Source organism: Dehalococcoidia bacterium, assembly GCA_035310145.1.
GTDB lineage: Bacteria > Chloroflexota > Dehalococcoidia > CAUJGQ01 > CAUJGQ01 > CALFMN01.
Genome location: DATGEL010000025.1, coordinates 1 through 12,638, shown reverse-complemented (window position 1 = coordinate 12,638; position 12,638 = coordinate 1). Strand labels below are relative to the sequence as shown.

Below are 12,638 nucleotides of genomic sequence, written 5' to 3'. Positions count from 1 at the left end.
CGTCGGGCGGATGCCGGCGAGATTGTTGATCGACGCCGGCGCACGCACGCTGCCGCCGGTGTCCGTGCCGATGCCGACGGCGCCGAAATTGGCCGCGATCGCGACACCCGTGCCGCCGCTGGAGCCGCCGCTCGCGTAGGCGGTGTTGTAGGGATTGCGCGTGAAGCCGGGCAGCACGGAGTTGATGTTGTCGGCCAGGCCCATGGCCAGCTCGGACAGCGACGCCTTGGCCAGCAGGATCGCCCCGGCGGCCCGCAGGCGCGCGACGATGAACGCGTCCCGCGGCGGCAAGAAGTCCTTAAAGAGCGCGACGCCGGAGCTGGTCGGCATATCGGCCGTATCGAGGTTGTCCTTGACGATTACCGGGATGCCGTGCAGCGCCCCGCTCAGCGACCCGCCGTCCCTGAGGGCTGTATCGAGGCGCTCGGCCTCAGCCAGCGCACGCTCGTTCACGTGGATCAGCGAGTTGAGATAGGGGCCGCGCTTGTCGTAGGCCGCGATGCGCTCGAGGTAGGCGCGCGTCACGTCACGTGCCGTCGTCCTGCCGGCGAGATAGGCGGCGTGAAGCTGGGCGATGGTGGTCTCTTCGACGCGAAACGCAGCCGCCGGTGATTCGGGCATCGTCTCGTCCTCTCTTGAACTGCGCCGGGTTGATCGCTCATCGCCGAGCTGCTGCCGGTGGGCGGCGGGCGCAGCGCGTCGCAGCACTTGCGCTCGTTCGCACGGGCTGCTAACGATGCGAAGGGGCATAGCGCCCACGATCCCGCGTTTCCGCTTTCCTTTTTACTCTCCCGTCTTCAAGGAGGCCCGGATGGCGGATGCACCCTACCCATCGCCCGAAACCGCTGGCCCGCTGCCGCTGCACGGCGTGCGCGTGGTCGATTTCTCCTGGATTGTCGCCGGGCCGCAGGCGACGCGCATCCTCGCCGACTTCGGCGCCGACGTGATCCGCGTCGAGTACGCCGGCCGCATCGACTCGATCCGCATCGGCCTGATCTCGCCGGACACGCCGCCCGGCAGCATGGACGCTTCCGGCTTCTTCAACAACCTCAACCGCAACAAACGCTCGATCACGCTCAACATCAACGACCCGCGCGGCCTCGCGGCGATCAAGCGGCTGCTCACCGTCTCCGACATCGTGATCGAGAACTACAGCGCCGGCGTGATGGAGCGCAAAGGGCTCTCGTATGCGGCGATGGCCGCCGTCAACCCGGCGATCATCTATCTCTCCGTCTCCGGCTTCGGGCACAAGGGGCGCGACCGCGAGCACATCACCTGGGGGCCGACGGCGCAGGCCGTCTCCGGCCTCACCTACATGTCCGGCCTGCCTGCCGAGCCGTCGGCCGGCTGGGGCTACTCGTACCTCGACCATACCGCTGGCTACTTCGCCGCGCTGGCCGCGCTCTTCGCCCTCTGGCAGCGAGAGCAGACCGGGCAGGGACAGTACGTCGACTGCTCGCAGATCGAGGCCGGCATGGTGCTCGCCGGCCCCGCGATGCTCGACCGCACCGTGAACGGCCGCCCCTACCGCCGCGCGGGCAACCCGCCCGGCAACCGCGCAACGTATCCGACCGTGGCGCCGCACAACACGTACCGCTGCCGTGGCGACGATCGCTGGATCGCGATCGCGGTCGAGACGGAGGCGCAGTGGGCGGCGCTGGTGGAGGCGATGGGCTCGCCGGCCTGGGCCGCGGCGCCGGAGTTCGCCGGCAATGCGGCGCGGCTGGCGCACCAGGACGAGCTGGACGCGCGCCTCGGCGCCTGGACGGCGGGGTTCGACCCCTTCGACTTGATGTTGCTCCTGCAGGCGGGCGGCGTGCCGGCCGGCGCGGTGCAGAACATCGCCGATCGCGTGGAGCGCGACCCGCAGTTGCGCGAGCGCGGCTTCTACCCCGAGGCGGAACACGGGCTGCTGGGCCGCCATCGCTTCGAGGGCGTGCCCTTCCAGATGTCGCGCTCGCAGTGGCGCGTGCGCGAAGGCGCGCCCCTGCTCGGCGCCCACAACGGCGACGTGCTCTGCGACCTGCTCGGCCTCGCGGACGAGGAGTTGCTGGAGCTGACGCTGGAAGCCGCCGCGGTGTGACGAACGAGGTACGAGAATACAGGGAACAATGCGAGTGCGACGATGACGAATCAGGCTGACGGGCGCGAGGCCGCGGCGCCGCCGCTCACGGGGCTGCGTATGATTGAGCTGGCGAGCGGGCCGCGCTCGGCCTTCTGCGCCAAGCTGCTGGCCGATATGGGCGCCGAGGTGATCGCCGTCGAGCCGCCGGGCGGCAGCGCGGCGCGGCGCATCGGTCCCTTCGCCGGCGACGTGCCCGACCTCAACCGCAGCCTGCGCTTCTGGTACGACAACACCAGCAAGCGCGGCGTCACGCTCAACCTCCAGCACGCCGAGGGCCGCGCCCTCTTCGAGCGCCTGCTCGCGGCCGCCGATGTACTGATCGAGGCGGAGGCGCCCGGCGCCCTGGACGCCCTCGGCTGCGGCTATGCGGCCCTGGCGGAACGTTTCCCGCGCCTGGTCTGGGCGGCGATCACGCCCTTCGGCCAGGCGGGGCCGTACAAAGACTTCGCCATGACCGACCTGACCAGCATGGCGCTGGGCGGGCCGATGGCGAGCTGCGGCTACGACGATCTGCCCGGCGCGCCGCCGATCCGCCCCACGGACTTGCACAGCCTGCACATGGCCGGCGAGTACGCGGCGATGGGCATCATGATCGCCCTGCTCGAACGCCGGCAGAGCGGCCGCGGCCAGTACCTCGACGTCTCGATCCACGAGGCCTGCGCCTGCACGACCGAAGGCAGCTTCCCCAACTGGGAGTATTTCCGCCGCGTGGTTCTCCGCCAGACGGGCCGCCACGCCGCCGCGACGGTGACGCCGCGCTGGCAGTACCGCTGCGCCGACGGCCGCGACATCAACATGATCGGCGGCGGCATTCCCCGCAACGCGCGCGCCTGGCGGCCGCTGCTGGCCTGGATGGATGAGCACGGCCTGGCCGAAGACCTGCACGATCCGCAGTACGAGCGGATCATCGCGGAGAATCCCTACCATCGCGGCCCCGTGGCGGCGCACCTCGCCGCGGTGATCGGCCGCTTCGTGCAGGCGCTGCCGGCGGAAGAGGTCTACCGCCGCGGCCAGGCGCTGCACATGCCCTGGGGGCCGGTGCGCTCGCCCGACGAGAACCTGGACGACCCGCACTGGCGCGACCGCGGCTTCTTCGTCGAGGTCGAGCACCCGGAGCTGGGCCGCACAATCACCTATCCGGGGCTGCCATACCGTCTGGAAGGCTCGCCCGGCCGCATCGCCTCGCGCGCCCCGCTGCTCGGCGAACACACCTACCAGGTCTACGTGCAGGAGCTGGGCCTCTCACCCGAGGCGCTGCGCGGCCTCTTCGAGCAGGGCGCCGTCTAGGGCAGAGGGCGTAGGGCGCAGGGAAACGCCCAGGGAAGCCGGCCGTTACGCTTCATCCCAGTGCGCCGGATAACCCGACGCCCCTCCCGGTACTTCTCCAGCCGGGTCGCCCCCTCTCCTTCTTCTGATTGGACATCGCGTTCCACGCGATCCGGATCATTGGGCGAAGGAGAGGGGGAAGGGGGGTGAGGATGAGGGCCCGCCGCCCGCCGCCCGGAATCTCACCGCGCATGCTCGTGCAGGAACTGCCGGATCGTCCGCTTCGTCGCCTCGATCTTCTCCGGATCGCGGCAGTCGACGTCCAGGCAGTGCGCCTTTGGCGCCTCGCGGCAGATGCGCTCGGAGATCGGCGTCGGATGGAAGACGTCGTGGCCCGGCAGGATCAGCAGCGGCGCGGGGCAGGACGTGACGAACGCCTCGTCCACGCTGATGAACGGCGGCTCGGCGCCCCACATCTGCTCGTCGTAGGCGCGGATCAGGCGCTCATACTCCGCCGGCGACTGCTTCTGAAACTCCTCGCGGAAGGCCGCGTCGGCGGCGAGGCGCGAGGCGAACGGCCCAGCGCCGTTGTTGCGCACGAACAGCGGCTGCTTCACCGCCGAGGCCACCACCGCCGCCATGCCTTCGCTTTTGGCCAGCGCAATCGTCGGCTCGAACATGGCGAAGTACGTCGCGCGGTTGTTCACGCCCTCCGCGTAGCCCACTGGGTCCTGGCCCACGGCGCCCGCAACCCGCCGCGGTGCCTCCTTGATGAAGCGCAGCAGGTAGCCGACGCCGATGCAGCCTCCCCACAGCAGCGTGCGCTCGGCGCCCACCGCGTCGAGCACGGCGCGCTGGTCGGCGGCATGAATCGCCCAGGTCGGCGCCGCCAGCGGCGCGGGCGAGTGCTCGGCGTTGCGCTGATCCATGCCGATCACCTGGAACTCGTCGGCGTAGTCGAAGGGGTTGATCGCGCTGACCTGCCAGAAGCTCACCTGGCTGTTGATCCCTCCGGGCGCGAACAGCAGCAGAGGAAAACCCGTGCCGCGAACCTCGTAGTAGATGCGGGCGCCGTCGGGGCGATCGACGTACGGCATGCTCAGCCTCCGTGCGGCTCGCGGGCAGGTCATGCCTGCTCCGCGGCACCCGCAGTATAGGCGATGGCGCAAGCGAGGAATGGGGCGACGCGAGGCCGCGGCGTCCGGAGCGGATTACTCCTCACCGCCGGAAAGAGCGGCGCTCGGCGCTGGCACCTGATCCTCGCCGTGTGCCCCCTTATCCCGTTCGCTGCGCCACCAACGCCAGATCGTCTTCGCCTCGTGGCGCTGATGCCAGAAGACGCCGAAGGCCAGCGCCACGTACACGATCGAGAAGACGACGCGCGCCGTCGTCGATTCGAAGGCGAACTGCGCCAGGAAGAGCAGGGCCAGCGCCGCCGCCTCCTTGAGCGAGATCGAGAGGCTGAGCAGCACGGCCAGCGCGAACAGCGACTGCGCCGCGGTCAGGAACAGCTCCTCGTTCTGGCGGGCGTCCAGGGGCAGCGGCCAGAGACCGCCCCTGGAGAGCGCGTAGGCCACGGGCAGGCCGCCGACTAACAGCGTCCACTGGTTGACCTTGGACGAAATCAGCGCCCCCATGCCCGCGCCGGCGCGGCCGCGCCAGGTCAGCAGGATCGCGGCGATGAACTCCGGCGCTTCGGAGGCAAGCGGCGCGATCCACTGCACCAGCAGGAAGCGATCGACGCCCAGGCTCGCGCCCGTCTCCACCAGCCCGGCGGCGAACTCTTCGGCCGAGAGCGCGATCACGCCCGCGGCGTAGACGAAGAGCGCGACCAGCAGCAGGCGGCGCCGCCGCGTGGGCAGGGCGCCGACGCTGGCGGCGGGATCCAGCAGCTCGCCCTCCTCGCTCTCGTGCCGCGCCGCGAACCAGAGATAGACGGCGAACAGGCCGATCAGGATCACCGCATCGTAGAGCGCGAGGCTGCCCTTCAACGGAATCACGAAGCCGTAGAGCGTGGCGGCGGCGAGGAAACTGAACTCCAGCGTGTGGCTGCGGGCCAGCTCCAGCACCGGCTTGCGCGTCTTCAGCCAAAAGAAGAAGACCACCGCCGCCCAGCCCAGGCCGACGAGCAGCCGGTTGCCGCCGGTCATGTTGGCCGCGGCGTAGGCGGCGTACTCCGGCTGATGGCCCGCCTTCCAGGCGAAGGTCATGTCCACGGCGTATTCGGGCAGGACGGCGACGAGGGCGAGAAAGGCGACGGCCAGCGCCGCCGAGATGTCGCGCTCGGCGGCCTCGCAGGCCCAGGTCAAGATGAAGGCCGCGCCGACGATGGCGAGGCCGTAGAGCGCGGTGGCGCCGGCTACCGACAGGTGGATCAGGTCGAAGCGCTCGGCGGCCGCGGGCAGCGCCGCCGCGGCCGCCAGCAGCATCCAACGCCAGCGGCCGAGCCAGGTTGAGCGATGCACGGTCATCCTCCTCTGAAAGAGGACGCCAAAAAGACCTTCAACCAGACAAGAGCAGCGCGCTGCGCCGCCGTCCGGTCGAAGGTCTCGCTCGTCGAACTCGGCGACCGCAAGGCCAGGGCGCTTGCGCGTCCGTGCTGGTGGCCCCCGCGCACGGCGCGGGCGATCGGCCCGGCCGCGAGCTACTCCCCTTCGGTCCTGTCTTCTGCAGGCGCGGAGACATCCGCGCCCATCCACCATTCTAGCAGACTCGGCCGGCATCCCGTCACGAGGCGCGGGCTGCAGCCCCGCGCCGGTAGTACATCACGTTGCCGCTGCCGCCGCGGCGGGCCATGATGATCTCCGCCATGATGCTGATCGCGATCTCCTCCGGCGTCTCGGCGCCGATGTCGAGGCCGATCGGCGTGTGCACCGCGTCCAGCGCCTCGCGCGGGAAGCCTTCGTCGGCCAGGTGCTGCAGGACGGTGCTCGTGCGGCGCTTGCTGCCGATCATGCCGAGATACGCTGAAGGCCGCGCCACGACCTTGCGCAGACTCAGTTCGTCCTGCTTGTGCCCGCGCGAGACGAGCACGATGAAGGTGTTGCGGTTGATCGGGAAGCGGTCCAGCGCTTCCTCGAAGTCCTCACAGAGCACCTGTGTCGCCTCCGGCAGCTTCTCCGGATCGGCGTAGTCGGGCCGGTCGTCCAGCACGGCCACGGTGAAGCCGCACAGGGCGCCGACCTTCGTCAAAGCGCGGCCGATATGGCCGGCGCCGACGATCAGCAGCACCGGCGGCGACTCGACCACCTCGATCAACACCTCCCAGGTCGAATCGAGATGGCGGTCGCCCAGCGGCGTCGCCGCGGCATCGAGCCGCAGCAGGCGCGTACCGTGACGGGAAAGTTGCGCGAGGGCGGCGTCGCGCACGGCCTCGTCGAGCGCCGCGATCGCGAAGGAGCCGAGCATGGAGCCGTCCATGCGCACCAGCAGCTTCGAGGCAACGGCCGGCGTGCCGCCCTCCGGCGCGCGGATCACGGTTGCGGTAACGATCGGCTCACCGCCGTCGAGGGCGTCGATCACGGCGCGGGCGATCTGGGCGATCAGCGAAGGCATGGTCCGTATGGCTCCCTCACAGCTCGATCAAGCACAAATGGCAACAATCGGCTTCACAGAACCCGCGCCGGCCGGGGCACTGCTCGAGCGGTTCGACCACAGTCTACGGCAACGGGGCGCCTGAACGCGGCGGCCGGCGAACGTAGCTCTTTTGGTCCTGGAACGATGCAAGCGCACGCCTGCGCTCGTCCGGTGCTGCCAAGCGGAACGAACTTGCAACGCCGGGGTCATTGGCAGGTCCGAAATCGGTGCCTAGGATAGTCGGTGTACCGGGCCGGAGGGAGCCGGCCGCCGGTGGGCCGGCGCATCGCCGGCGGGGATTGGGATCGCGCGGAGCGCGACGTTCGCGAATGGAAGCGGGGTGGACAATGGCGCGCATTATCGTCGCCAACCGGCATGGGCACCAGGTGGTCGAGTATGACACCGTGACGGACACCGAAGAGGCCCGCCGCACCGTTGAGGAAGCCGAGCGCATCCTGCAGGAGGCGCGCGAGCAGGGTTGCCGGGTCTCGAAGCTCGTCGATGGCGTGCACGTGCTCGACGATGGCCCCTTCGATCCCACGGTCGAAGAGTACCAGGTGATCGCGCCGCTCGCCGGCGGCTAGCACAGGAACGCGCCCGCCGCGGCGCGCGGCGGGCGCACCACCGTCTCACGCTCCCTGGGGACGCTTCCGCCGCGAGTGGATTCGGCATGCGGACGGCACGCCAGTCGCGCCTCGTCCGTGACCTGTCGCTATCGCGGTCAAGATCCAGCGGCGCACAGGATCGATCGGTATGGCGTTCTTCCGGCGCGTCGTCGACGCGTTTCTCCGCACTGTGACGCCGCCGCGCCGCGACTATACGTTTCTGCCCCCCGAGGAAGATGGCGGCTGGCCGGACCACGGCGAGACAGCCGTGATCTATCGTGCCCTGCTGGCCGGACGCTTCGCCCGCATCGATCCGGACGAGGCGCGCCGTCTCGGCTACTGGCCCGGCCAGGAGCACCGGCCCGATTTTGTGCGTGCCTTCCGCGAGCGCGGCGATGACAACGAGGCGCCGTTCGAGCGGCCCTGGAACTTCCGCTGGGACCGCGTGGCCAAGCGCAGCGCCGGCCCCGGCTTCTCCCGTGAGGAGTATCGCCTCGCGCGCGAGCGCTCGCGCGAGGTGGCGCGGCGCACCCTGGGCGAGGAGCAGTGGCGGCGCTTCGAACGCGACGGCTACCTGGACGTGCGCTCGCACAAGTATCCGGGCATCAGCTACCGGCTGCGGGTGGGGCGGCGCGTCGAGATCGTCTGTGACCCCGGTGTGCGCTCGCCCTGGTACTACGACTTCCTCTGCATCAACCCGGTCTATCCGCTGCCCGAGTACGAGTTCTTCGCCCAGCTCTATCTCTACTGCCGCGACATGGAAGACGAGATCGGTAAAGTCGCGGCGCCGCAGCCCTGGGACCAGGCGCTCGGCCGCACCTTTTAGCCCACGCGAGCTTCCCGTCCATCCGCGCTTATGACGGCCGAGGCTCTGCTCACGGCCGGCGTACAGGCTGCCGTTCAGGGTGAGAGGTCGATGATCGCGGCTGCACCGCCGCCCGCGGTGCGGCTGCCGTCGCACTGCAGGCCATCCTCGGTGTTGCCCAGCCAGACCATGCTCACGCTGTAGCCCGCGTCCGCGAAGGCGCGGACCACGATGTCCCGCACCTCGTCGAAGGCGCGGCCCACGTGACCGCAGGCCACGAGATCGTCGCGGTGCACGGCCGCAAGCGTGTAGGACTGCCCGTCCGCCGCGCCGATCGCCTCGATGCGCAGGTGGTAGCGGGAGCCGTGGCCGAGGTCGTGGCCGAGCTGCCAGGCCGTCGGGTGGTCGTGGCCCTGGTCCGTGAACTGCATCGGGCTGCCCGCGACGACCGGCCAGCCCAGCACCCGCTGCGCCAGTTGCGCCGCCGTGTCCGCATCCGCGCCGCGGAAGATCAGGTTCACCGGATCGGCGGGCTGGCCGCTGCTGCGATGGATGTAGGGGTCGAAGGAGCCGGGCAGATCGGTGCTGTGTGCATGCAGGAAGCCGCCGGAGGCGAACAGCGCCGAAAGTAACAAGGCGAGCGTGCGCGCCCCACGCAAGGACCAGATGGCCAGATGCCCCACCGTGCGCTCCCGGCAAACAACAGTTACGTTTATGCGGCGAAACAATATCACAACGCAACGCTTGGGGCATCGGGTTGCGCCCGGATTTTCGTGCATGCCGTTCACGGCGGCGCAACCGCGCCGGCGCGCTCGCGCGGCGCGGCATTCGCTATGCTGTGACGGCGGGCGAGCCTGCTATCTGCCCGCACATGGAGAGATGGCGATCGTGAAGGTGCTGGTGCTGGGCGGCACGGTCTTTCTGGGGCGGCGCGTGGTCGAGGCGACGCTCGCGGGCGGCCACGAGGTCACACTCTTCAACCGCGGCCAGAGCAACCCCGGTCTCTACGCGGGCGACGGCCGCGTCGAACACCTCCACGGCGACCGCGACGGCGGCCTGGCGCCGCTGGCCCGCCGGCGCTGGGACGTGCTGATCGACACCTCAGGCTATGTACCGCGCATCGTGCGGCAGTCGGCGCGGCTGCTGGCCGAGGCGGTGGGACGCTACGTCTTCGTCTCCAGCATCTCCGTCTACGACGAGCGCCGCCCCGGCATCGACGAGCAGGCGAAGATCGCCACGCTCGCCGATGAGACGGTGGAAGAGGTGGGCGGCGAAAGCTACGGTCCGCTGAAGGCGCTGTGCGAGCGTGAGGTCGAGGCGGCGCTGCCCGGCCGTGCGATCGGCGTGCGCGCCGGCCTGATCGTGGGCGCCGACGATCGCTCGGATCGCTTCACCTACTGGCCGCGGCGGCTGGCGCGCGGCGGCGAGGTGCTGGCGCCGGGCCGGCCGCAGCGGCCCGTGCAGATCATCGATGCACGCGACCTGGCCGAATGGATGCTGCGGCTGGCGGCGGACGGCGGCAGCGGCGTCTTCAACGCCACCGGCCCAGCGCACACGCTGACTATGCGCGACGCGCTCGAAACCTGTCGCGCCGTCGCCGGCAATGCGGCACACTTTACCTGGACTCCCGACGCCTGGCTGCTGGAACAGGGCGCCGGCCCGTGGCTGGAGCTGCCGCTGTGGGTGCCGGAGAACGATCAGTTCGCCGGCTTCATGGAGGTGGACTGCCGCAAGGCGATCGCCGCCGGCCTCAGCTTCCGCCCGCTGGCCGAAACGGTGCGCGAGACGCTGGCCTGGGACGTGGCCCGCCCCGCGGAAGAGCGGGCAAACCCACGCGCCGGCATGAGGCCGGAACGCGAGGCCGAGCTGCTGGCCCGCTGGCACGCAGGCGGTCAGCCATGACGCGACGGAGGAACTGACAGTGTTCAGCCTTGTCACCTACGCGGCCGAGGGCGGCCCGCGAGTCGGTGTGCTGGTCAACGAGCGTGTGGCCAACGCGGACGCGGCGCTGAGCGAGATGCCCGGCGGCACGTCAATGCTGGCCGTGCTGGAGCAGTGGGACGCGGCGCTGCCGCTGCTGGCCGAGCTGGCCGAACGCGCGGCGGCGGGAAAGACAGAGACACGGCCCCTGTCCCAGACGCGGCTGCTCGCGCCGCTGCCGCGGCCGGCCAACCTCTACTGCGCCTTTGCCAACTACGTCGACCACATGAAAGAGATGGGCGGCACGCCGGCCGATCCCGAGACCGAGGACGCCTTCCTCTTCCAGGTGCCGGTGAACGCCGTGATCGGGCCCGAGGAACCAATCCCCGCGCCGGCCGGTGTCGTGCGCCTCGACTGGGAAGGCGAGCTGGCGGCGGTGATCGGCCGCGCCGCCCGCGATCTCTCGCCGCAGCACGCGCTGAGCTGCGTGGCCGGCTACACGATCGTGCACGACGTCAGCATCCGCGGCGCCGAGGCGCGGCGCGGTGACAACGGCGGCCGGCCCGACTGGCTGGCGGCGAAGGGGCGTGCGGGCTTCAAGCCGCTGGGGCCGGCGATCGTGCCGGCGCAGTTTGTGCCCGATCCGCAGAAGCTGGCACTGCGCACGCGCGTCAACGGCGCCACCAAGCAGGATTCGAGCACCGCGCAGATGATCTACAGCACGGCGCAGCTCATCAGCCACGTCTCGCGCCTCGTCGGCGTGGCGCCGGGCGACGTGATCGCCACGGGCACGCCCGCCGGCGTGGGCCTGCCGCGCCACGAGTCCCTCAAGCCCGGCGACGTGGTCGAGATCGAGATTGAGGGGCTGGGCGTGCTGCGGAACCCGGTAGGGTCTGGGGTATAGGGTGTAGGGTATCGGCGGAGAACGCGCGGCACACCTTCCCCTAAACCCTGAACCCCAACCCTATACCCTGGCTAGGGAGGCGGCAGGATGGCGGAGCTGATCACGTTGCTCGAGGGCTTCGGCTTCGGCAGCGACCAGGGCATCGTCGGCTTTTGCAGCGTGCACCTCGTGCGCGCCGGCGGCAAGATCATCCTCTTCGACACGGCGCACGTCGGCCGCCGGCTGGTCTTGCAGGCGGCGCTGGCGCAGCACGGTGTGCGCGAGGACCAGATCGACCACGTCGTCATGAGCCACGCCCACTGGGACCATGTGCAGAACATCGACCTGTTCGAGAAGGCCGACCTGCTGATCCACCCCGACGAGCGCCGCTACGCCCACCGCCCGCACAAGAACGACTGGGCCACGCCTGCCTGGACCGGCGCCGCGATCGAGACCGTGCGCATCAACGAGGTGCGCGAGGGTGACGAACTGGCGCCCGGCGTGACGATCGTCGAGGTGCCCGGCCATTCGCCCGGCAGCATCGCGCTTGCCGTGCAGACTGATGACGGCCTCGCCTGCCTCTCGGGCGACGCGCTGCACTTCGCCGAGGTCGCCCTGCTGAAGAAGAACCCGCTCGTCTTCTGGAACGACGCGCAGGCGACGGCCAGCATCGAGAAGATGCTGCGCATGGCCGATGTGATCTATCCGGGCCACGACCGGCCGTTCCGCGTCAAAGACGGCGCCATCGAGTACGTGCATCCCTACGCGCTGGCCGTCAGCGGCGTCTCGCTCGACGGCCAGACGCTGCGGCCGGGCGCGACGCTGGTCGCCCCGGCACCGCGCGTGCCCTGGATCATGCCCGGCGTCGAAGACCAGCCCGCCCGCCTGGCGCAAACGGCGCTGCCTGCTCGCTAACCCGGGCAAAGGTCCAGACCATTCGATCGCCCGCAACCAGTCCCTCGCGCCGGCTTAGGCCTCCACGCGGCTGGCCGGATGCGCCGCCGCGGGCGCGCTATTCCAGCACGCCGGCCACGGTCAGCTCCACGATCTCCTCGTCCGCGAGGCCGAGCAGATCGCGCAGCACCTGCTGCGTGTGCTGGCCGTAGGTGGGGCCGGTGGTTGGCGGACGCGCCGGCGTGCGCGAAAAGATCGCGCGGGCGCCCTCCAGCGGCACCGGCCCCAGCAGCGGGTGCTCGGCGTCTTGCAGGTGGCGGCGCTGTGCAAGCTGCGGATCGGCGAGCAGATCCGCGCTGCTGCTCACCCGATGCACGGGTACGCCGGCCGCCTGCAAGCACTGCTCGATCTCCGCCACCTCGTGTTCGCCGGTCCAGGCGGCGAGCGCCGCTTCCAGCGCCGCGCGGTTGGCCTGCCGCGCGGCAACCGGCGCGAAGCGCGGATCGGCGAGCCAGCCAGCATTGCCCGTGGCGCGGCAGAGCGCCTGCCACTGCGCTTCGGTCG

At 70.4% G+C, this 12,638-nt stretch carries 13 protein-coding genes; 7 read left to right on the top strand and 6 right to left on the bottom strand.

Annotated elements, in window-relative coordinates; translation table 11 throughout:
• Positions 1-621: amidase (locus VKV26_04885; protein ID HLZ69228.1), on the bottom strand; the 621-nt coding region annotated here is incomplete at its 3' end.
• Positions 622-811: 190 nt separating this feature from the next.
• Between VKV26_04885 and VKV26_04880 the strand changes: the two genes are divergently transcribed.
• Positions 812-2,083: a CoA transferase gene (locus tag VKV26_04880; protein HLZ69227.1), complete on the top strand. Its 1,272-nt coding sequence runs from the start codon at positions 812-814 to the stop codon at positions 2,081-2,083.
• A gap of 42 nt (positions 2,084-2,125) precedes the next feature.
• Positions 2,126-3,412, top strand: coding sequence for a CoA transferase (locus VKV26_04875; GenBank protein HLZ69226.1), 1,287 nt, complete (start codon positions 2,126-2,128; stop codon positions 3,410-3,412).
• 221 nt (positions 3,413-3,633) lie between these two features.
• Here VKV26_04875 and VKV26_04870 read toward each other — a convergent pair whose 3' ends face one another.
• From VKV26_04870 to VKV26_04860, 3 genes are all read right to left on the bottom strand, one after another.
• A complete protein-coding gene (locus VKV26_04870; protein HLZ69225.1) occupies positions 3,634-4,488 on the bottom strand; it encodes an alpha/beta hydrolase in 855 nt (284 codons plus the stop codon).
• Between the two features lie 114 nt (positions 4,489-4,602).
• Positions 4,603-5,856, bottom strand: coding sequence for a hypothetical protein (locus VKV26_04865; protein HLZ69224.1), 1,254 nt, complete (start codon positions 5,854-5,856; stop codon positions 4,603-4,605).
• Between the two features lie 262 nt (positions 5,857-6,118).
• Positions 6,119-6,946, bottom strand: coding sequence for an XdhC/CoxI family protein (locus tag VKV26_04860; protein ID HLZ69223.1), 828 nt, complete (start codon positions 6,944-6,946; stop codon positions 6,119-6,121).
• 368 nt (positions 6,947-7,314) lie between these two features.
• Here VKV26_04860 and VKV26_04855 point away from each other — a divergent pair, with 368 nt between their 5' ends.
• Positions 7,315-7,551 carry a hypothetical protein gene (locus tag VKV26_04855; GenBank protein HLZ69222.1) on the top strand — a complete coding sequence of 79 codons (237 nt, stop codon included), beginning with the start codon at positions 7,315-7,317 and terminating at the stop codon, positions 7,549-7,551.
• Positions 7,552-7,720: 169 nt separating this feature from the next.
• Positions 7,721-8,398: a hypothetical protein gene (locus VKV26_04850; protein ID HLZ69221.1), complete on the top strand. Its 678-nt coding sequence runs from the start codon at positions 7,721-7,723 to the stop codon at positions 8,396-8,398.
• 74 nt (positions 8,399-8,472) lie between these two features.
• On the opposite strand, the gene VKV26_04845 is transcribed toward VKV26_04850, so the two are convergent.
• Positions 8,473-9,060 (bottom strand): hypothetical protein, encoded by a 588-nt coding sequence (locus tag VKV26_04845; protein HLZ69220.1) that lies wholly within the window; start codon positions 9,058-9,060, stop codon positions 8,473-8,475.
• Between the two features lie 196 nt (positions 9,061-9,256).
• Here VKV26_04845 and VKV26_04840 point away from each other — a divergent pair, with 196 nt between their 5' ends.
• The 3 genes from VKV26_04840 (at position 9,257) to VKV26_04830 (ending at position 12,095) form a co-directional block, all read left to right on the top strand.
• Positions 9,257-10,279 (top strand): epimerase, encoded by a 1,023-nt coding sequence (locus VKV26_04840; GenBank protein HLZ69219.1) that lies wholly within the window; start codon positions 9,257-9,259, stop codon positions 10,277-10,279.
• 19 nt (positions 10,280-10,298) lie between these two features.
• Complete coding sequence (locus VKV26_04835; GenBank protein ID HLZ69218.1) at positions 10,299-11,201, top strand: fumarylacetoacetate hydrolase family protein; 903 nt, start codon at positions 10,299-10,301, stop codon at positions 11,199-11,201.
• Positions 11,202-11,288: 87 nt separating this feature from the next.
• On the top strand, positions 11,289-12,095 hold the full coding sequence (locus tag VKV26_04830) for an MBL fold metallo-hydrolase (GenBank protein HLZ69217.1): 807 nt from the start codon (positions 11,289-11,291) through the stop codon (positions 12,093-12,095).
• 97 nt (positions 12,096-12,192) lie between these two features.
• Here the strand turns inward: VKV26_04830 and VKV26_04825 are convergent.
• The coding region (locus VKV26_04825) for a CoA transferase (GenBank protein HLZ69216.1) at positions 12,193-12,638 on the bottom strand (446 nt) is incomplete at its 5' end.